Source organism: Aliirhizobium cellulosilyticum (assembly GCF_014198105.1).
Taxonomy (GTDB): Bacteria; Pseudomonadota; Alphaproteobacteria; order Rhizobiales; family Rhizobiaceae; genus Neorhizobium; species Neorhizobium cellulosilyticum.
Genome location: NZ_JACIGW010000012.1, coordinates 1 through 19,275, shown reverse-complemented (window position 1 = coordinate 19,275; position 19,275 = coordinate 1). Strand labels below are relative to the sequence as shown.

21 protein-coding genes and 1 pseudogene are annotated in these 19,275 nt (G+C 58.5%); 14 read left to right on the top strand and 8 right to left on the bottom strand.

Translation table 11 applies throughout. The features are described from left to right. Positions 1-12 precede the first annotated feature (12 nt). From GGE33_RS25645 to pobA, 6 genes are all read right to left on the bottom strand, one after another. The gene (locus tag GGE33_RS25645) at positions 13-729 is read right to left on the bottom strand and encodes an ABC transporter ATP-binding protein (protein WP_183829859.1); all 717 of its coding nucleotides are present in this window, start codon (positions 727-729) and stop codon (positions 13-15) included. Further along, on the bottom strand, positions 710-1,474 hold the full coding sequence (locus tag GGE33_RS25640) for an ABC transporter ATP-binding protein (RefSeq protein WP_183829856.1): 765 nt from the start codon (positions 1,472-1,474) through the stop codon (positions 710-712). The genes GGE33_RS25645 and GGE33_RS25640 overlap by 20 nt, the downstream gene beginning before the upstream one ends. After that, entirely contained in the window at positions 1,471-2,505 is a 1,035-nt protein-coding gene (locus GGE33_RS25635) for a branched-chain amino acid ABC transporter permease (RefSeq protein WP_183829853.1), read from the bottom strand. The genes GGE33_RS25640 and GGE33_RS25635 overlap by 4 nt, the downstream gene beginning before the upstream one ends. Further along, positions 2,502-3,365 carry a branched-chain amino acid ABC transporter permease gene (locus tag GGE33_RS25630; protein ID WP_183829850.1) on the bottom strand — a complete coding sequence of 288 codons (864 nt, stop codon included), beginning with the start codon at positions 3,363-3,365 and terminating at the stop codon, positions 2,502-2,504. Before GGE33_RS25630 ends, GGE33_RS25635 begins: the two co-directional genes overlap by 4 nt. A gap of 65 nt (positions 3,366-3,430) precedes the next feature. Beyond that, on the bottom strand, positions 3,431-4,603 hold the full coding sequence (locus GGE33_RS25625; RefSeq protein ID WP_183829847.1) for an ABC transporter substrate-binding protein: 1,173 nt from the start codon (positions 4,601-4,603) through the stop codon (positions 3,431-3,433). Between the two features lie 85 nt (positions 4,604-4,688). Further along, complete coding sequence (pobA, locus tag GGE33_RS25620) at positions 4,689-5,861, bottom strand: 4-hydroxybenzoate 3-monooxygenase (protein ID WP_183829844.1); 1,173 nt, start codon at positions 5,859-5,861, stop codon at positions 4,689-4,691. A gap of 112 nt (positions 5,862-5,973) precedes the next feature. On the opposite strand from pobA, the gene GGE33_RS25615 reads away from it, so the two are divergent. The 8 genes from GGE33_RS25615 to GGE33_RS25580 all read left to right on the top strand — a co-directional run bounded on the left by GGE33_RS25615 (position 5,974) and on the right by GGE33_RS25580 (position 13,166). Beyond that, a complete protein-coding gene (locus GGE33_RS25615; RefSeq protein WP_183686487.1) occupies positions 5,974-6,852 on the top strand; it encodes a helix-turn-helix domain-containing protein in 879 nt (292 codons plus the stop codon). A gap of 369 nt (positions 6,853-7,221) precedes the next feature. Further along, the gene (locus GGE33_RS25610) at positions 7,222-7,656 is read left to right on the top strand and encodes an acetyl-CoA carboxylase biotin carboxyl carrier protein (protein WP_183829841.1); all 435 of its coding nucleotides are present in this window, start codon (positions 7,222-7,224) and stop codon (positions 7,654-7,656) included. Beyond that, positions 7,656-9,023 (top strand): acetyl-CoA carboxylase biotin carboxylase subunit, encoded by a 1,368-nt coding sequence (gene accC / locus GGE33_RS25605; protein ID WP_183829838.1) that lies wholly within the window; start codon positions 7,656-7,658, stop codon positions 9,021-9,023. Before GGE33_RS25610 ends, accC begins: the two co-directional genes overlap by 1 nt. Next, positions 9,020-9,433 (top strand): acetyl-CoA carboxylase, encoded by a 414-nt coding sequence (locus GGE33_RS25600; RefSeq protein ID WP_183829835.1) that lies wholly within the window; start codon positions 9,020-9,022, stop codon positions 9,431-9,433. Before accC ends, GGE33_RS25600 begins: the two co-directional genes overlap by 4 nt. After that, on the top strand, positions 9,430-10,137 hold the full coding sequence (pxpB, locus tag GGE33_RS25595) for a 5-oxoprolinase subunit PxpB (protein ID WP_183686479.1): 708 nt from the start codon (positions 9,430-9,432) through the stop codon (positions 10,135-10,137). The genes GGE33_RS25600 and pxpB overlap by 4 nt, the downstream gene beginning before the upstream one ends. Next, a complete protein-coding gene (locus GGE33_RS25590) occupies positions 10,134-11,129 on the top strand; it encodes a 5-oxoprolinase subunit C family protein (RefSeq protein WP_183829832.1) in 996 nt (331 codons plus the stop codon). The genes pxpB and GGE33_RS25590 overlap by 4 nt, the downstream gene beginning before the upstream one ends. 11 nt (positions 11,130-11,140) lie before the next feature. Further along, on the top strand, positions 11,141-11,908 hold the full coding sequence (locus GGE33_RS25585; protein WP_183829829.1) for a LamB/YcsF family protein: 768 nt from the start codon (positions 11,141-11,143) through the stop codon (positions 11,906-11,908). Positions 11,909-11,963: 55 nt separating this feature from the next. After that, positions 11,964-13,166 carry a pyridoxal phosphate-dependent aminotransferase gene (locus GGE33_RS25580; RefSeq protein ID WP_183829826.1) on the top strand — a complete coding sequence of 401 codons (1,203 nt, stop codon included), beginning with the start codon at positions 11,964-11,966 and terminating at the stop codon, positions 13,164-13,166. 25 nt (positions 13,167-13,191) lie between these two features. Here GGE33_RS25580 and nac read toward each other — a convergent pair whose 3' ends face one another. Further along, a complete protein-coding gene (nac, locus tag GGE33_RS25575; protein ID WP_183829823.1) occupies positions 13,192-14,097 on the bottom strand; it encodes a nitrogen assimilation transcriptional regulator NAC in 906 nt (301 codons plus the stop codon). A 230-nt stretch (positions 14,098-14,327) separates the two neighbouring features. Between nac and GGE33_RS25570 the strand changes: the two genes are divergently transcribed. From GGE33_RS25570 to GGE33_RS25545, 6 genes are all read left to right on the top strand, one after another. Further along, positions 14,328-15,101, top strand: a complete 774-nt coding sequence (locus tag GGE33_RS25570) for an SDR family oxidoreductase (RefSeq protein WP_112728043.1) — start codon at positions 14,328-14,330, stop codon at positions 15,099-15,101. Next, complete coding sequence (locus GGE33_RS25565; RefSeq protein WP_183686467.1) at positions 15,098-15,805, top strand: ABC transporter permease subunit; 708 nt, start codon at positions 15,098-15,100, stop codon at positions 15,803-15,805. The genes GGE33_RS25570 and GGE33_RS25565 overlap by 4 nt, the downstream gene beginning before the upstream one ends. Continuing rightward, complete coding sequence (locus tag GGE33_RS25560; protein ID WP_148144136.1) at positions 15,802-16,560, top strand: amino acid ABC transporter permease; 759 nt, start codon at positions 15,802-15,804, stop codon at positions 16,558-16,560. The genes GGE33_RS25565 and GGE33_RS25560 overlap by 4 nt, the downstream gene beginning before the upstream one ends. Continuing rightward, positions 16,557-17,324 (top strand): amino acid ABC transporter ATP-binding protein, encoded by a 768-nt coding sequence (locus GGE33_RS25555; RefSeq protein ID WP_183829820.1) that lies wholly within the window; start codon positions 16,557-16,559, stop codon positions 17,322-17,324. Before GGE33_RS25560 ends, GGE33_RS25555 begins: the two co-directional genes overlap by 4 nt. Before the next feature lie 36 nt (positions 17,325-17,360). After that, positions 17,361-18,197 carry an ABC transporter substrate-binding protein gene (locus GGE33_RS25550; RefSeq protein WP_183829817.1) on the top strand — a complete coding sequence of 279 codons (837 nt, stop codon included), beginning with the start codon at positions 17,361-17,363 and terminating at the stop codon, positions 18,195-18,197. Between the two features lie 108 nt (positions 18,198-18,305). Next, complete coding sequence (locus GGE33_RS25545; RefSeq protein WP_183829814.1) at positions 18,306-18,980, top strand: 4-carboxy-4-hydroxy-2-oxoadipate aldolase/oxaloacetate decarboxylase; 675 nt, start codon at positions 18,306-18,308, stop codon at positions 18,978-18,980. 105 nt (positions 18,981-19,085) lie between these two features. Here the strand turns inward: GGE33_RS25545 and GGE33_RS25540 are convergent. Further along, a pseudogene (locus GGE33_RS25540) lies at positions 19,086-19,275 on the bottom strand (gluconokinase); the annotation flags it as partial.

The window sequence follows — 19,275 nt, the reverse complement described above, 5'->3', positions numbered from 1 at the left end:
GCAGACGGCAGGCTAATGCAGGCCACCCACGCCGAGCAAACGTTCCACCACCTTGTGATCCTGCGACAACGCGGAAGGGGTACCGTTCCAGGCGATACGGCCACGCTCGAGCACGATGACCTCGTCAGCAAAGTCGAGAGCACTTTGAATCCGCTGCTCGACGAGCAGGATCGTCATGTCTCCGGAAGCCGCAAGTTCGGAAAATACCACCATGAGCTCCTCGCAGATCACGGGAGCCAGACCTTCCAGCGGCTCATCGAGCAGCAGCACCGTGGGTCGGCCGAGGATCGTGCGCGCGGTGGTCAGCATCTGTTGCTCACCGCCGGACAGCTGGCTGCCGAGGTTCCTACGACGCTCTTTCAGCCGGGGAAACAAGGCATAGGCTTCCTCGATCGCGTCCTTCTTCCGTTTCTTCAGGCCGACGGTCAGGTTTTCCTCGACGCTGAGGCTCGGAAATATGTCCCGTGTCTGCGGCACATATCCGAGGCCAGCGTGAGCCCGTGCGGCACTTGATGTCGAACTCAGATCGATATCGCCTATCGATATCCGTCCGTCGTAACGGCGGGTCTGGCCTGCAAGTGTCGCGAAGAGCGTGGTCTTGCCCATTCCGTTGCGACCGAGAACGGCGAGCCGGCGACCCGCACCAACGGAAAACGAAATCGATTCCAGAATTCGGGTTGGGCCATAACCGGCGGAAAGGTTTTCGACTTTAAGCATTGAGGCCGGCATTGGCGTAGCTCCCGAGATAGGCCTCGCGGACGCGGGCATCCTTTGTCACGTCGGCGGGAAGGCCGTCGAATATGATGGTCCCGGCGGCAAGCACGATCACCCGTTTGGCAAATCGGAACACTAGGTCCATGTCGTGTTCGATCATCAACACGGCGAGATCGGCGGGCAGGTTTGCGAGCGCTTCCTCGATACGTCCCGTGTCACTTTGCGGAACGCCGGCGGCTGGCTCGTCCAGCAGGAGGACGCTGGGCTTTAATGCAAGCGCGATGGCCAGTTCCAGAAGCCGCTGCTGCCCGTAGGCGATCTCGCGAACCTTTCTATGTGCGAGAGAATAAAGGCCCAGTCTTTCAAGCAGGTCATCGACTTCTTCCATCACCGCCGTACGGGTGAGAAAGTTGCCATGCAGTTGCGCTGATTTGCCTGTCCGTTGGAGAACCGCAAGCCCAACATGTTCGGCCGGTGTCATGTCCTGGAAAAGCCGGGTTACCTGAAACGAGCGGACGAGGCCACGCCGAACCCGGCCGGTCGGTCCTATCCGGGTTACCGGCTCGTTTCCAAGCCGCACCTCACCGGAACTCGGTTTCAAGGCCCCGGTGACGAGATTGACGAAGGTCGTCTTGCCGGCTCCGTTCGGGCCAATGAGCGCCACCCGGTCTCCTGCCACCATGGAGAGCGAGACGTCGTTTGTGACAACGAGCCCGCCGAACGCCTTCTTCAGGTTGATGACTTCAAATACCGCGCTCATGGCCGCGTCTCCCCGGTCGTGTTCTTTCTTGCAGAGAGGAGATCCTGCACCGTTCCGAAAATGCCCTTGGGGGCGAAAAGGACGACGACGATGAGAAGCGCGCCAACCATCGTCAGCCAGTGAAACGGGTTGGCGGCCGATACGAAGTCCTCAAACAGCATGAAGATCACGGTCCCGACCAGAGCGCCGAACAGGGAACCTGTTCCGCCAAGGACAAGCATCACGAGCGCTTCTGCCGATTGGGTAAACGACAGGGCGTCGAGTGCGACAACCTGGGTTGAGATGGCACTGAGCGCACCGCCGGTTCCGGCCACCGCGCCTGAAATGATATACATCTTTACCAGGGCTTTATGGGGAGAGGCGCCGAGTGCCCTTATCCGCACGGGATCCTCCTTGATGCCACGGCAGAGCATGCCGAAGGGCGAGCGAACGACGATGCGCAGCAACGTGAATACGATCAGAAGCAGGACCACACCGAAGAAATAGGCCGTATGGCCGAAGAGATCGAACTCGTAGAGGCCAAAGAGCGGGTCGAGTACGATGCCCGACAACCCGTCGCTTCCTCCGGTCCAGGAAGACGCCTTGTTGGCGAATTCATGAAACAGGTAGACAAGCGCGATAGATAGCACGAGCTGCGGGAGGCCGTGCGCCCGCAACATCACGATGCCGCATACAAGCCCGGCGACCGCGCCTGCAAACACCCCGCCCAGCGTCATGAGTAGCGGATCATTTATCCCATAATGCGCGGAGAGTATGCCTGCCGCATAGGCGCCCGATCCGAACAGTGCCGCCTGGCCAAGGGTCGCAACACCGCAATAGCCGGTCACGAGATCGAGCGACAACACGAGAAGGGCGATCGCGATGATACGCGTGAGCAATGCGAGATTGTCGGGAAAGAGGACGTAACCTGCTGCGGCGACGATGACGATGGCAGCAAAGCCGTAAAGGTCTCGCTTGATGAAGCCGGCCCGCAGGCGGCTTCTGGTCGTTTCAGCGCCGGCGGCTAGCGTGGAGTTGGTCTTCTCTGTCATTTTGCGCGTCCCGCCAGGCCACGCGGAAAGACACAGATGATTGCGATGACGGCAAGATAGAAGAAGAATTCGCCGAATTCCGGCATCAGATATCTGCCGGTCGTATCGATCGCCCCAAGAAGAAGACAGGCTGCCAGTGCGCCAGGGATGGAGCCGGCTCCGCCGACCGATACCACGACCAGAAACGTCACCATGTAGCGGAGTGCATAATAGGGCTCCACCGGCAGGAATTCGGATCCGACCACTCCGCCGAATGCCGCAAGACCCACAGCCGCCGCGAAGCTAACCGCGTAGACGATTTCCGTTCTCACGCCCAGCGCCGCAGCCATTGCGGCATTGTCGACAGACGCACGAAGCTTGATGCCGAAATTCGTCTTCTCGATCGCGTACCAGAGACCGAGCGCCACGGCCAGGCCGCAGGCGATCGCAAAAAGGCGATGGATGGGTATAGTGCGGAAGCCGAGGTCGGCAGACCCTTGTAGTGAAGGTGCAAGCGGAATGGTCTTCAGCGTTGGCCCCATGACGAAATTGCCGATGCCGATGATGCAGAAGGTTATCCCGATCGTCATCAGCACCTGTGTGAGTTCCGGCTGACCGTAGATCCGGCGATAGAGAAGACGTTCGATCGGAATGGCGATCAGGATCGTGAAGACCACCGCCGCAATCAATGCAAGTGCGTATCCAAGAGCCAAATCCCGCGCGACATAGGATGCTATGTAACCGCCGATCATGGCAAAGCCGCCATGGGCCAGGTTTACGACACGCATCAGGCCCATGGTCACCGAGAGGCCAATGGATATGACGAACAGCACCATGCCATAGGCAAGTGCGTCGACAGCTATACTGAAGACTGTCTGCATCAGAAATCCTGTTCATGAGTGGCAGGCCAGATCTGGCCTGCCGATCTGTCAAAACTGTCGGCCGCTTACTTCGCGGCGGCCAGACCCGGATCGCCCTGCTTCTCGAAGGTCTGGACCTCCTTGTTGAAATATTTGCCATCCGAATCTTTTGTCACTTCGCGCAGATAAATGTTCTGCGTGATGTGACGGCTTTCCGGATCGATGGAGACGGGGCCGCGAGGGCTTGTCCAGGCCAGTCCCTTGACGGCATCGACGGCTTTCTGGGCATCCTGCTTGCCGGCCGTCGCCTCGATCATCTTGTAGATGACATGCATGCCATCGAAGGCGCCGACGGAAGGAAAGGACAGTTCCGCTTCGTTGCCGATCGCCTTGGTCGCAGCCTCGACGAAGGTCTTGTTTTCGGGGGAATCGTGAGAAACGGCATAATGGAACGTCGTCTGTATTCCCAATGCAGCGTCGCCCAGTGCCGGCAGATCCGATTCCTGGGTCAGGTCGCCCGGCGCATAGAACTTGGTACCGGCCGCTTTGAGGCCGTTGTCGTTGAACGCCTTGACGAAGCCGAGGGTGGTCGGGCCGGAAGGCAGGAAGGCGAACACACCTTCGGCACCCGAATCCTTGATACGCTGCATGATCGGGCTGAAATCGTTTGTGGAAAGCGGCATTCGTATTGCCTCCACGATCTTCCCGCCGGCTTCTTCGAAGGCCTTTCTGAACGCATTTTCGGCATCGACGCCCGGTCCATAGTCACTGACGACCGAAATGATCTTCTTGACGCCTGCATCGGAAGCAACCTTTGCGATGGGCGTGGAGGTCTGCCAGGTGGTGAACGAGGTTCTGACGACCAGAGGGCTGGTCTTCATGATGGCCGATGTTGCAGCGTTCATGATGACCATGGGCACGTTGCCCTGCTTGAGGATCGGCGTGACCGCCATCGCATCCGGAGTAAAGTAGAAGCCTGCAAGATATTGAACTTTTTCCTTGACGATCAACTCCTGGCCGAGAGCCTTGGACTGGGCAGGGTCCGCTGTCGGAATATCTCGGTAGACAATTTCGACCGTATCGTCGCCAATTTTGTTACCGTGAAGTGCGATATAGGCGTCTATTCCCGCCTTGAAGTTCTTGCCCTGCAGGGCGAAGGGCCCAGAGAAGGGACCAACCACGCCGACCTTGATGACGTCGGCGGAAGCGGTTCCGCACAAAGCCATGACCGCGAAAGCGGTAATTGCAGCCTTTTTCATGTTCATTCCTCCCAGTTAAACAGGGCCCGCCTCCACCATCGTGCCCTTTGAATTGCGACAATGCTATCCTCTGCTGTCGTCCACGCTAAAACGGTAACCCCACGTAGTTTTCTGCCAGAGCGGTGGACGCGGCCCGGGAATGGGTGAGATAATCGAGCTCCGCTTCCTGAATTTTCTGATCAAATTCACTCGTCTCCGGAAAGCGATGGAGCATGGTCGTCATCCACCACGAAAAGCGTACAGCTTTCCATACCCGTGCAAGAGCTTTTTTCGAGAAGGAATTAAGTCCTGCCTCGGACCCTTCCAGATAATATTCGCGCAAAGAATTGAAGAGATAATGCACGTCGCTTGCGGCAAGGTTCAAGCCCTTGGCACCGGTGGGCGGAACGATGTGAGCGGCATCGCCAACAAGGAACAGACGGCCAAAACGCATGGGCTCTGCCACAAAGGAACGCAGCGGAGCGATCGACTTCTCGAATGACGGAGCGGTTACAAGAGCTTCGGCATGGGACGGCGGTAACCTTCGCCGCAGTTCATCCCAAAACCGGTCGTCGCTCCAGTCTTCCGCTTTCTGATCGAGAGGACATTGTATGTAATATCGGCTGCGGCTCGCGGAGCGCATCGAACACAGTGCGAAGCCGCGCGGATGATTTGCATATATCAGTTCGTGGCTGACGGGAGCGACATCCGCGAGGATGCCGAGCCATCCGAACGGATAAACTTTCTCGAAGAGGTTTAATGCGGCCTCGGGAACCGACCTGCGGCTCGTGCCATGGAATCCGTCGCAGCCCGCGATGAAATCGCAATCGATACGATGTGTTATGCCGTCTTTTCGATAAGTTACATAAGGGTCTGTTCCGGAAAAATCATGCGGCTGAACTTCGTCAGCCCCATAGACGGCATGTGCGCCACTCCGTTCACGTGCATCCATCAAGTCGCGCGTGACTTCCGTCTGGCCGTAGACCATCACCCGCTTGCCGCCGGTCAATCCGTTGAGATCGATCCGATGATCTCGACCGTCGAAAGCAAGATCGAAACCATCATGCGGCAGCCCTTCGGCAGCCATCCGTGCGCCGGCGCCCGCCTGGTTCAGAAGCTTGACGGTCCCTTCCTCAAGGACCCCGGCTCGAACGCGGCCGAGGATATAGTCCTTGCTCACCCGATCGAGGATGAGATTGTCTATCCCTGCTTCGGTCAGAAGCTGGCCAAGCAGCAGGCCCGACGGTCCTGCGCCTATGATGACGACTTGATGCCTCAATCACGCCTCCCAACGAAATTGATAATTGCAAACTCCATGATTGGGAGTTGCGGCGAAAGAGACGCTCTGTTCTTTTAATTGTACTTTTCGAACATCGGGAGGAGCGGTCGCAATGCCACGGGTTCCCACCTATGCCCTATATGGTGAAACGGATACCGGAGATCCGGGCTTCTGGCTGCATCATGAAACGATCCATGCCAGAAGCAGCCAGCACGACTGGGAAATCCAGCCTCACCGGCACACTGCTTACTTTCAGATCCTGCATATTGCCGCCGGAGGCGGTGACGTCCTCTTCAACGAAGAGACCCTTAGTTTGAAGCCCGGAACGGTCATAACCATTCCTCCGGGAACAAGTCATGGGTTCCGATTCTCAAAAACCGTTGTCGGCTCGGTTATCACGATCCTTTCGTCACATCTCGACCATGGACCCGGTGAGAGAAGCTTGTTCGGCCAGTGGCTGGCTCACCCCCAAAAGATTGCTCCCGAACCTCAGGTGCCGGATGCGGAAGAGGCCGTGCGCATCTTGGGGCGGATAACGGCCGAGTTTGAAGGTCGAAATCGCGGACGCAATGAAATCCTGAGAGCCTATGTCTCCGTGCTGTTGCACCTGTTGTTCCGAATTGGCTGCGATCAACGCACTTGGGACGGCTCGTCCGAAGACACCCGAGTGGATGCCCTGATGAACCTGATCGACCAGCATTTCCGCACCCATCGAGCGTTGTCGTTCTATGCTGGGAGAATCGGGGTTTCGCCGACACATCTCAATCGTCTCGTTCATGCCTGGCATGGATGTTCGGCACATGAACTGATCGAGCGCAAGATTATCGAGGAAGCGAAGAGACAGCTCATCTTCTCTATGACCTCTATACAGCAAATATCGTATGGGCTGGGTTTCCAAGATGCCGCTTATTTTTCCCGCTTTTTCGCTCGATGCACGGGCAAGGCACCGAAAGATTGGCGTTCATTGGAACGTGCCCGTATTGACTATTGATAGCCTCGGCGAGCAAGGCAAGAATGAACTGGACGCGTGATGGCGGAGTGGGAGCCAAGGACAAGCCAGCTTTTTCATGGCGAGATTCAAATCTTCCGGTCGACGACCTAAGCGGTGCGCATGATGGCGATCGCTCTGTTAACTGGGATATTGTCTTCGTGGTCATTGGAGATGAGAAACTGTTCGTTGAAACTAGGCGGCAACGGTTCGGTACACATCAAGAGCAGGAGCCATCTCCTGTATCATCGTTGCTCCATTGAAAGTTCGTCTGACCCCATTAGACCTTTGCCTATGTTACGACATTGGCTGTGATCCGCTGTGTCTCGATCTTTGCGGCGGCATCGATGCAGCCCAATTGTGGACCGGGGAATGGACCTTTCAAAGATAGAAAAACTCATCGCGTTTGTGGGGCGGTCCAACGTCACCGAACTGGAGGTCACGGAAAAAGGCACGACAGTCCGGATATTCCGAGATGGAGGCCGAGATAGGCCCGTAACGAACCCCGAGAGTTCGAGCGTGACCGCCGATATAGGACAGGTCGCAGGCGCTGCGGTTGAAGTCAACGAAAAGGCAGGCATGGTCACCGCACCGGTCTTTGGCGTGCTGCATGCCTCCCCGGCACCAGGCGATCCTCCGTTCGTGGCCGTCGGAGATGATGTTATCGAGGGGCAGACACTTTTCATCATCGAAGCTATGAAAGTGTTCAACAAGATAGCTGCACCGCATGCCGGCAAGATCACGCGCCTGACGGATGTGAATGGCTCGGAGGTCGAGGTTGGCGACATGCTGGCGGAGATCGCGTGATGCCGTCACACCAGCGTTTCGACAAGGTTCTGATCGCCAATCGCGGTGAAGTTGCCTTGCGCGTGGTTCGCGCCTGCTGCGAAATGGGCCTAAAGACTGTCGTGGTCTGCTCGGAAGCGGATCGGGACTCGGCCTATGTGAAAAGCGCGGATCAATCGATCTGCATCGGCCCGTCGAGCGCGTCCAAAAGCTACCTGAACCAGAATGCCATCCTACTGGCGGCGCGCCTCAGCGGTGCCGGCGCCGTTCATCCAGGTTATGGATTTCTTTCGGAAAACACCAGCTTCTCGGCAGCAGTAGAGAAGGCGGGGCTGACCTTCATCGGCCCGGATGCCAGCGCCATTGCCACGATGGGAGACAAGATTGCCGCCAAGAGCGCCATGATCGCGGCTGGCGTGCCTTGTGTGCCGGGTCCAGATACAGAGCTTCCATCGGAACCCGAAGCGATCCGGGCAATTGCAGCCGGGATCGGGTATCCCGTGATCGTCAAGGCCGCCGGCGGTGGTGGCGGACGCGGCATGCGCGTTGTGTCAGCCGAGGCAGAGCTGCAGGAAGCCGTGGCCCTGACCCGCGAAGAAGCACGCAAGGCCTTTGGAACGCCGGCGCTCTACATGGAAAAATTCCTCCAGCATCCGCGCCATATCGAAATTCAGGTCCTTTGCGATACGCATGGAAATGCGGTCTGGCTTGGCCATCGTGATTGCTCCATGCAGCGCCGTCACCAGAAAGTGGTTGAGGAAGCGCCGGCTCCCGGTATTTCCGAAACACTGATCGGCCCTGTCGGCGAAGCCTGTGTCAAGGCGTGTCAGCAAATCGGCTATCGCGGTGTCGGAACGTTCGAATTCCTCTACGAAGACGGCGCTTTCTATTTCATCGAGATGAATACCCGCCTGCAGGTCGAACATCCGGTGACCGAGGAAACCAGCGGCGTCGATATCGTCCAGCAGCAATTGCGTGTGGCGCAGGGTGAGGCATTGTCGATGGCGCAGGTGGACGTGACCTGCGCCGGTCACGCTATCGAATGCCGCATCAATGCCGAAGACCCGATGACTTTCATGCCCTCAGCAGGTGTGATCACGGCTCTTGAACTGCCAAAGGGCGAGGGCGTTCGTGTCGATACCCATGTCGAGGCTGGTTACAAGGTCTCACCCTATTACGACTCGCTGATCGCCAAGCTGATAGTGCATGGCCAAGACCGGGCCGATGCCATGCAGCGCACGCGGTCCGCCCTGGCATCCTTCAAGCTGGAGGGCATCGCTACCAATCTGCCGCTGTTGCGCGAACTGTTTGAAGATGCAGCCTTCGCCGAGGGTGAAACGGATATCCATTATCTGGAAAAATGGTTGAAGACGCGAGGGGCAGCATGACCAAGCCGGATTTCAGCGACCCCGCAATCATCGAACAGTTGGCCGCGGCCCTTGAAACCGCTGGCGTCGATGGAATTGAAATCACCCGACCCGACCAGAGCCTATTGATCCGCCTTTCGAGTTCAGCCAAGGGGCCTGCGCACCAGGTGCGTTCCGGCAAGACCGATGTAGTAGATGCTGTCGCGATCGTGAAGGCGCCCATGGCCGGTGAGTTCTGGTCGTTAGACCTGTCACGTACCGCCACGCCGGCTGCATCGACCGCGCGCGACGCGATCGGCTTCCTGCGGGTTGGCCCTATCCTGCTGCCGGTCTCCGCTGGACCGTCAAAACGCTTGGGCCGTCACTTAGTTGAACCCGGAACGATCGTCGGTTTTGGCGATCCGATTGCTGAAGTCGAGACAGAAGCATGAGCGCCTCAGTCGCCAAAATCACCCAGCCTGTCGAAGCGCTTGCGCTCGGTCGCAATGGCGCCCGTGTTTCCCCGATCGGTTCGCGCGCATTTCTTCTCGAAGCGACCGGGGAATTCGACCTTGCCTCGCAGCGACGGATCTGGGCCCTGTCCCGCGCCGTCGAACTGTGGAGCGAAACGCTCGAGATCGTACCCGGCATGACCAATCTTCTCGTCGTTCTGAAAATGACGCCCGAAGATCCGGAACTTCTGGCGGTGCGCCTGTTGGACGCCTGGGAACAGGCCGAAAGCATCGATCTGGCAGGAAGGACAATCGAGATCACCGTAACATACGGCGGCGAGCACGCGACCGATCTTGCCGCTCTCTGCGACAGGTCGGGCCTTTCCGACCGCGAGGTTGTTCGCATTCACTACGAAGGCACCTACAGGGTGTTTGCACTCGGTAGTGCGCCCGGTTTTGGTTACCTTCACGGGCTTGATCCGCGCATCTACATGCCGCGCAAGACCGTGCCGTCGCTCAACATGGCGCGGGGCTGCGTCACCATTGGCGGCATGCAAACGGGTGTCGCCGTCCTGACCGGCCCTAATGGCTGGAATTCGATCGGTTTTGCCGAATTGCAGATGTTCGACCCGATGTCGGCCACACCTGCCGTGATGGCGCCGGGTGATACGGTGCGTTTCGTGCCAGCGAGCATAGAGCTATGATAGAGATCATCCAGACAGGACCGTTCAACACGGTACAAGACCTTGGCCGTACCGGCTTCCGCAATATTGGCGTGACCACCAGCGGCGCCATGGATCCGCTGGCTCTCAAGGCAGGCAACAACCTGCTCGGCAACGAAAACGGCGCGGCAGTTCTGGAAATTCAGACCTACCCGTTCAAACTGCGTTTTGCGAAGCAGACTGCCTTTGTCGTAACGGGTGCCGATTGTGGCGCATCGCTTGACGGTCGTATGGTTCAGCCGTGGTGCGCTCTGCCGATTGAAGCCGGGCAGGTGCTGGAGCTAGGGCAGCCGCGGGTTGGAACACGCGCCTATATCTGCATTGCTGGCGGGATCGATGTCGCGTCGGTCATGGGGTCGCGCAGCACGTCGCTGCGTGGCGCCTTCGGCGGCAGTGAGGGACGTTTTCTGAGCACGGGCGACGTTCTTAAACTGGGTGAGGTTTCCACCGCGCTGAACTTTCCGGCAACTGGCCTTGCGGTTATCGATCCAGCCTATGCGCTTACCAATTTTTATCCTGCCAACGAGGATGGGGCCCTTGTTGTTCGCGCCATTCCGGCCGGAGAGCATGCCCTGTTTGGCGCGGATGCCGAGCGTTTCTGGATGCAGACTTGGAAGATTTCCACACAAAGCGACCGTACCGGATATCGCTTGATGGGTGAACCGATCAAGCCGACGACGCCGGTTGAAATGCGCTCGCACGGTGTCGTGTCTGGTGTCGTTCAGGTTCCACCAAGCGGTGAGCCGATCATCCAAATGGCCGATGCCAATACGGCTGGCGGTTATCCCAAGATTGCCGGCGTAATCGAGGCCGATCTTTGGCGGCTTGGGCAGGCGCGTATCGGCAGCCGTCTGCGTTTTGTCCGTGCAACGCATGCTCAGGCGGCGGCCGTCGAAAAGGCAGTGGCGACTTTTATCGATGATATCCGCAGCACGTCGCGCATGGTTTGCGATGCATTGCAAGCCATGAAGTGAGGGAGGAAGAGATGAAGATCGATCTGAATTCCGATATGGGCGAGGGGTTCGGCCCCTATAGCCTGTGCGACGACGAGGCGATGATGAAGGTCGTGTCCTCGGCCAATATCGCCTGCGGTTTTCATGGCGGTGATCCCGATACGATGGCGCGCATGGTGCGCCTTGCCAAGGAAAACGGCGTCGGCATCGGTGCACATCCCGGTCTGCCGGATCGCGCCGGTTTCGGCCGCCGCGAAATTCCCTATTCCGCCGATGAACTGCGCCAGCAGATGCTTTACCAGCTGGGTGCGTTGAAGGCGATTGCGGTGAGCGAAGGGCAGCGCGTCTCACATTTCAGTTTTCACGCGGCCATGGGCAACATGGTCAATCGTGATCCGAAGCTTGCCGACCTGATGATGGATGCCATCCGCGCCGTCGATCCCGAACTGATCATTTTTGCCATGCCCGGCAGCGAGATCGAAGCCGCCGCCAGGCGCGCCTCGCTGAAGACGCTGCTGCTGTTCCTCGCCGACCGTGCCTATGACGCACAAGGGCGCCTTGTTGCCCGCGGATTGCCGGGTGCTCTGGTCAAGGATAAGGGGGCCGTGCGCGCCCGCGTGCGCCAGTTCCTTGTTGACCGCACCGTCACCGCGATTGACGGCGTGACCATCGACATGCCGGCGAAATCGGTTCTCGTTCACAGCGACACGCCGGGTTCGCTCGAGCTGGGGCGGATCGTGCGCAGCGAAATCGAGGCCGCCGGCGGCACGCTTGCACCTGCATCAGAGGTTGTCGGCTGAAGCCGCGGCCTTTCCCTTTTTCCATCCAGAATTAGACAAACCGGAAGACCAGATCATGCCCGCCACAGCCGACCGTTTGAAGAATGTTTCCATCTCCGCCTCTGCCGCCATGACGCAGCGCGCGCGCGAACTTGCCGCCCAGGGGATCAAAGTCGTCAGCCTCTCTTCCGGCGAACCGGATTTCCCGACTCCGCCGCATGCCATTGAAGCTGCTTACGCCGCAGCACTCGCGGGCGACACGAAATACCCGACAATGGACGGCACGCCGGCCATGAAGGCGGCGATCATCCGCAAGTTCAAGCGCGAGAACAACCTGACCTATGAGCCGAACCAGATCGTCGTTTCGGGCGGTGGCAAACAGGTTATCTTCAACGCGGTTCTCGCCACCTGCAATCCGGGCGATGAAGTCGTCATCCCGGCGCCGTCATGGGTCAGCTATGCAGATATCGTGAAATTTGCCGGTGGCGTTCCTGTCTCGGTTCCGTGCCCGGAAAATGCCGGCTTCAAGCTGCGCGCAGAAGATTTGGAAGCGGCTATCACACCGCGCACGAAATGGCTGTTCCTGAATTTCCCGAACAACCCGACGGGTGCTGCCTGCTCGCGCGCGGAAATGGCGGCAATCGCCGAGGTCATGCTGCGCCATCCGCATGTCTGGATTCTGACCGACGATATCTACGAACATCTCGTCTACGACGATTTCGAGTTCTGCACGATCGCCGAAGTCGAGCCGCGTCTTTATGATCGGGTTCTGACCATGAACGGCGTGTCCAAGGCCTATGCCATGACCGGCTGGCGTCTGGGCTATTGCGGCGGCCCGAAGGATCTCATTGCCGCGATCAGCAATGTCAACGGCCAGAACAGCGGCGGCACCTCGACACTGACGCAGGCCGCAGCCGTTGCAGCACTTGATGGTCCGCAGGATCTATTGAAGGAACGCTCTTCGATCTACAAGACCCGTCGGGATTATGTGCTCGGCCGTCTGGCCGAAATCGAGGGACTGCGCGCCCACAAGCCGGAAGGTGCGTTCTATATCTTCCCGAACATGTCCGAGCTGATCGGCAAGACCACCATTGGTGGCCGCAAGATCGAGACCGATGTCGATTTTGTCATGGGTCTGGTCGAGGAGCACCATGTCGCGACCGTGCAGGGTGCGGCTTACGGCATGAGCCCGTATTTCCGCATTTCCTATGCGACAAGCATGGAAATGCTGGAAGAGGGCTGCAACCGTATCGCCCAGTACTGCAAGGACATGAAATAATCGGCTTTGATAACTTTTCTGACGGTCAGTTTTTCAGCCTGGCCGTCAATTCCACGAGAATATCCTTGACCGCGACCGCCGGTTCCGAAAGCGGCGTTTGATCGGATACACACAGAGACAAAGTCTCCTCGATGCGCGGCGAGACGAGGCGACAAATCAGTTTTTCGCTGGATTCGGCAATTAGCCGGTCGGCAATCGCCTTGGGCATGATTGTGGCGCCAAGCCCCCGATCGACAGAACGGCTGAGCGTTCTCACGATTTCAACTTCCGCCACCACTTTCAGCTCGACCTTGCTGCGCGAGAACGCGGTATCGACCGCACGGCGCACGAAGTTATAGGCGGGCGGCATCAGGAACGGCAGGCCGTCGAGTGCGGTGACCGAAACGGGTGCGTCGCTGGCTTCGATTTCGAAATCCGGATGCGCGACGACAAAAAACTCTTCCTTCAACAGCGGTTCGAACCGAACGCCCTTGATCGGCCCGACACCATGAATGAGCGCCATTTCCAGGCGGCCGTTCATGATCATCTGGCTATAGGTCTGGCCGACGCTTTCGGTGAGATGCAAAAGAATGCCGGGATGCCGCTTTCTGGTTTCCGCGAGAAGCTCGACTGAAAGCGTTGCAGCACTGCTGAAAGGAACAAGACCGACAGAGACACGACCGGCCAGTGATCGACCGGCGGTGGCAACATCCGATTGTGCCTGTTCCATCTGCCGCAGGATGATTTGCGCGTGGCGATAAACTGCCTGACCGGCGTCGGTCATCGTGACGCCCTGCTGGCTGCGGATCAGCAGCTTCTGCCCGAAATGATCCTCGAGCGCTGCAAGCTGCTGGCTGAGCGCCGGCTGGGCAAGATGCAGGATATCGGCGGCGCGCGTGATGCTGCCGCTATCGACGATGACGATGAAGGATTTGAGGCGCCGGATATCCATTATGGTCGATGCTGCCTGTGTTGTTATCACCGCAAATGAGGTCGTGAGCGGTTTGCGACCTGCTGTTTCGCGGTTGAAGAGAAAACCTAGCCGCTTGATTTATAAAGCGCAAATGCAGCCTTCCGCAACACGTGCGGACATCCATAACGCTTCCTTATTAGCCCAAAACTAATCGGTCTTAGGCAAGTGAAAAAAGCTTCGCTAGTCTCATCTTAACAAAGGGGATCGACATGCCATTTTCCGACTACAAGACTGCTCTGGTAACCGGCGCTTCGTCGGGAATCGGTGCCGCCGTCGTTGAACGATTGTGCCGCGAGGGCCTTGAAGTTCACGCCGTTGCCCGTAGCGCCGAGCCGCTCCGCGAGTTGTCTGAGCGTACCGGCTGCATCGCGCATGCAATCGACGTGACCAATCGGGAAGCGTTGGCCGAGCTGACGGGCCGGGTAGCATTCGACGTCCTCATCAACAATGCCGGCGTCGACCGGCCGAAGAAATTTCTCGAAGCGGAGGACGGCGACATCGATCTTCTGATCGACGTTAATTTGCGCGCCGTCCTGCATCTCTGCCGCATGGTCGTGCCCGGCATGGCAGAGCGGGATCGCGGCCATGTCATCAACATTTCCTCGATTGCCGGCAATTACAATTTCGGCGGCAACTCGACCTATCATGCCGTAAAAGCGGGTGTCGCCATGCTGTCGAACCAGCTGCGCATCGACACGTTTGGCAAGCGGGTGAGGGTGACGGAAATCTGCCCGGGCCGAGTTGCGACCGACATCTTCAACCACGTCCACGGCAATGACCCATCGATCCGCGAGCGCTTCATCGACGGTTTCGAACTACCGCAGGCTTCCGATATCGCAGATGCGATCGCCTTCGCGATTGCTGCACCTGTTGCGGTCAATATCGGCCATATGGAAATCACCCCGACGCTTCAGGTGATGGGCGGCCTGCAGACGGCCAAGCCGCAGACCCCTGCCGCCAGTTCCGAAGGGACCAAGCGGTGAACGGGTTCGATCTTTCGGCAATCCTCAACAACCCGGAATACATCTCGATGCTGCTGCACGGCATCGAGATGACCTTCATCATTTATATCGGTTCGTGGACGCTGGCGATGACGCTGGCCATCCTTCTGCTTGCGCTGCGTGTGTCGCCACTGCGCATCGGTGAGCCGATCGTTGCTGCCTATGTGTCCTACCATCGTAATGTGCCGACACTTGTGCAGTTGATGCTCTGGTATTTTGGCATTTTCACACTGATGCCGCAGGGCCTTTCGGACTGGCTGGCGAACAACAATGCGGAAGCGATCTTCGCCGTCATCGGTCTAGGCCTTTGTCAGGCCGCCTATTTCAGCGAGGACCTTCGCTCCGGCCTGAGGTCGGTCAGCTCCGGCCAGATGGAGGCGGCGCAGGCGCTCGGCCACGGTTATGCCTCTGCCATGCGCTTCGTGATCATGCCGCAGGGCGTGCGCAACGCGCTGCCGCCGCTGATCAATCACAGTGTTTCGCTTTTCAAAAACAGCAGCCTTGCCATCGTCATCGGTGCTCCTGAACTGACCCATGCAGTCAAGGAAATCGAAAACATCAGTTTCCGCACCTTCGAAGTCTACATGATCGGTACGGTGACCTACCTGTTCTTCTCGCTCATCATCATGGGGATCGGCGCCTATATCGCGATGCGAGCCGATCCGGCGCGGAGGGCACGCGCATGATCCAGGATTTCATCACCATCATCCAGGATTATTGGCTGCTTCTCCTGATCGGCCAGTATCCGAACGGCCCGCTCGGCGGTCTTGCCAACACGCTGATCCTGTCGGCCCTGGCCATCGCATTCGCCTTCCCGGTCAGCATTCTCATGGCGCTCGCGCGCCTGTCGAAATGGTGGTTCCTGCGCTGGCCGATGACCGCGCTGGTCTATGTCACCCGCGGCGTGCCGCTTTTGATGCTCATCCTGTGGTGCTATTTTGTCATCCCGCTCTGGACGGGTGCCGATGTGCCGAGCTTCCTGATCATGCTGGTGACGCTGGTCATCTATCAGGGTGCGTTCCTCAGCGAAGTCGTTCGCGCCGGCATTGTTTCGCTGGGGCAGGGGCAGATGGATGCGGCGCGGGCTCTCGGCCATGGCTATATGGGTGCCATGCGCTTCGTCATCTTGCCGCAGGCGCTCTATAACATGATCCCGAGCATGATCTCCACCTTCGTCTCGACGATCAAGGATACGACGCTCGGTTACGTCATCAATGTGCCGGACCTGACATTCGCCGCGAGCCAGGTGAACAACCAGCTTTTGACCCAGCCCTTCCAGGTCTTCCTCATCCTCGCAGTGGTCTATTACATCCTCTGCTGGAGCCTGACCTATGTCGCCAACAGCGTCGAGCGGCGTATCGCCCGCCGTCGTGCCGGTCCGCGCAATGCCCGCCTTCCGGCCGAGGCCGCGCCCCTCAAAACCATTACGGAGCAGCTATGAGCACCTCAGTGTCCGAACCGCAGGCCGCCCAGGCGATCCGTATCGCCGATGTCTGCAAGAACTACGGCGATTATCAGGTTCTGAAGAACATCAATGCTGAAGTGGCGCGGGGCGAAGTGGTGGTGATCTGCGGCCCGTCCGGCTCCGGAAAGTCGACGCTTATCCGCACCGTCAACCGGCTGGAAGAAATCAACAGCGGCGGCATCAGCTTTGAGGGGCAGGATATCCACGCGCCGATGCGGGCAAGTGAACTCAACAAGCTGCGCAGCCGTATCGGCTTCGTCTTCCAGAGTTTTAACCTCTTTCCGCACCTTTCGGTCGTCGAGAATGTCTCGATGTCGCCGATCCGGGTGAAAGGTGTGTCGCCTGCCGCTGCCCATGACAAGGCTCTCAAACTGCTTGACCGCGTTGGTCTCGCAGACAAGGCGAATTCCTACCCTGGTCAGCTTTCCGGTGGTCAGCAGCAGCGCGTGGCGATTGCCCGTGCACTTGCCATGGAACCGCCCGTCATGCTGTTCGACGAACCAACCAGCGCGCTCGACCCGGAAATGGTCGGCGAAGTGCTGAGCGTCATGAAGAGCCTGGCCGCCGAAGGCATGACCATGCTCTGCGTCACTCACGAAATGGGTTTTGCCCGCGATGTCGCTGACCGCATATGGTTCATCGACGCAGGCGAAATCCTCGAAACCGCTCCTCCCGAAGACTTTTTCAAGAATCCACGACATCCGCGTGCCCAGCGCTTCCTCGCTGATCTGCGGCACTGACTGCCTTCCACATAAAATAAAAATGGAGAACAGCAAATGAACTGGAAATTCGCAACTCTCGCAGCACTCGTCGCCAGCACCGCAGCCGTCGCGCCTGCAAAAGCAGATCAGCTTGCCGACATCCTGTCGGCCAAGAAGCTGCGCTGCGCAACCTTTGCCGACGTCCCGCCATTCTCGGCGCCAGACCCGAAGACCCGTGAGATGGTCGGTTTCGACGTCGATCTCTGCAATGCCATCGCCAAAGAACTGGGCGTGACGGCGGAAGTGAAGCCGGTTTCGGTCGAAGCCCGCGTGCCGGAAGTCAAGCTCGGCCGCGTCGACATCACCGTCGCGAACCTCGCCTATACCCAGAGCCGCGCCGAGCAGATTCAGTTCAGCGATCCCTATTATCTCGCCAAGGAAATGCTCATCGTTCCGGCGACGGACGAAGGCAAGGCCAAGGCCGACTATGTCGGCCAGCGTATTGCCTCGGCCAAGGGTTCGACCTCGGAGATGTCGATCAAGCTCAACAAGTCCGAGCCGCTGACCTTTCAGGATACGGCTTCCGCCTATCTCGCTGTGCAGCAAGGCAAGGCGCGCGGCATGGTCGCCAACACGATGACGACGACCAAATTCGTCAACGAGTCGAAGACCCGCGGCAAGGAAATGCGCATGATCGAAGAGCCGATGCTGTACCAGCCGATCGGTATCGGCATGCAGAAGGATCAGCCGGCGCTGACCGCCAAGGTCAACGAAATCCTGCGCAAGCTGGATGCCGATGGCGAGATCAACAAGATCTGGGATAAGTGGCTCGGTCAGGGCACCGAATACAAGATGACCCGTACCGACAAGGTTGTTCCACTCTCCGAACTGAAGTTCGATCCGATCCCCTAATCTGAGGGGCGCATAGCACCTTCTGATCCCAAACCAAAATCCGACAATTGCCAACGGCGGCAGCCTTGCCGCCGTGCGGTTTATCTATGGCCACGAGGAGGGCCTGCAATGGTACATATCAAAGACATTCCCGAGCGTCCCTCCAAGGAGGATCTGGCTGCGATCGCGAAATTTTCGCCTGCCACCATTCACGAAGCACAGGGCCGTCGGGGCGCCTTGTCGTCGCGGCTGAAGCCGGTCGATTACCGCATGAAACTCTGTGGCCCGGCCTTCACTGTCAAATCCTCGCCGCGCGACAACATCATGCTGCAGCTGGCGATCAATTACGCCAAGCCCGGCGACATCATCGTTGTTTCGGCGGGTGAATACGAAGAAGCCGGTTCGTTCGGTGACGTTCTGGCCAATGCCTGCCTTGCCAAGGGTATTGGCGGTCTGGTGACGGATACCGGCGTGCGCGATACGCTGCAGCTTCGCGAACTCGGATTTCCGGTCTTCTCGCTCAGTACCTGCATCAAGGGTACGGTCAAGGAAACGATCGGCACGACGAATGACAGCATCATCGTCGGCGGCGAGATCATCAATCCGGGTGACGTGATCGTCGGTGATGCGGATGGTCTGGTCGTCGTTCGCCGCAGCGAAGTTGCCGAAGCGGCAAAGCTGTCTCAGGAGCGCGAAGACGCCGAAGCCGGTTTCATTGAAGCCTACAAGGCCGGCAAATCGGTGATCGAAGTCAGCAAGCTCGAGCCGGTTCTGAAGGCCAAGGGCCTGATCGTCGACATCTGAAAAATATTAAGGGAAGCGTCGTTCACGACAGCTTCCCTTCCATATGACCGAGATCCGCAGTGACTACGGAAAATAAAAAGGGCGGCCTCGCGGTCGCCCTTTTGTCTATTCGCTTGCAAGCCGCTTCAGCCCCTCAATTGCCAGCTCGGCAATCATCTCCAGCGTGTTGTCGATATTGACGACGACGACGCCAGCTTCGCCATCAGGTCGCTCCAGTGTGGCGAGCTGGCTTTCCAGAAGACTGGTCGGCATGAAGTGGCCTTCGCGGCTGCCCATGCGCTGGGTCAGCAGCGCC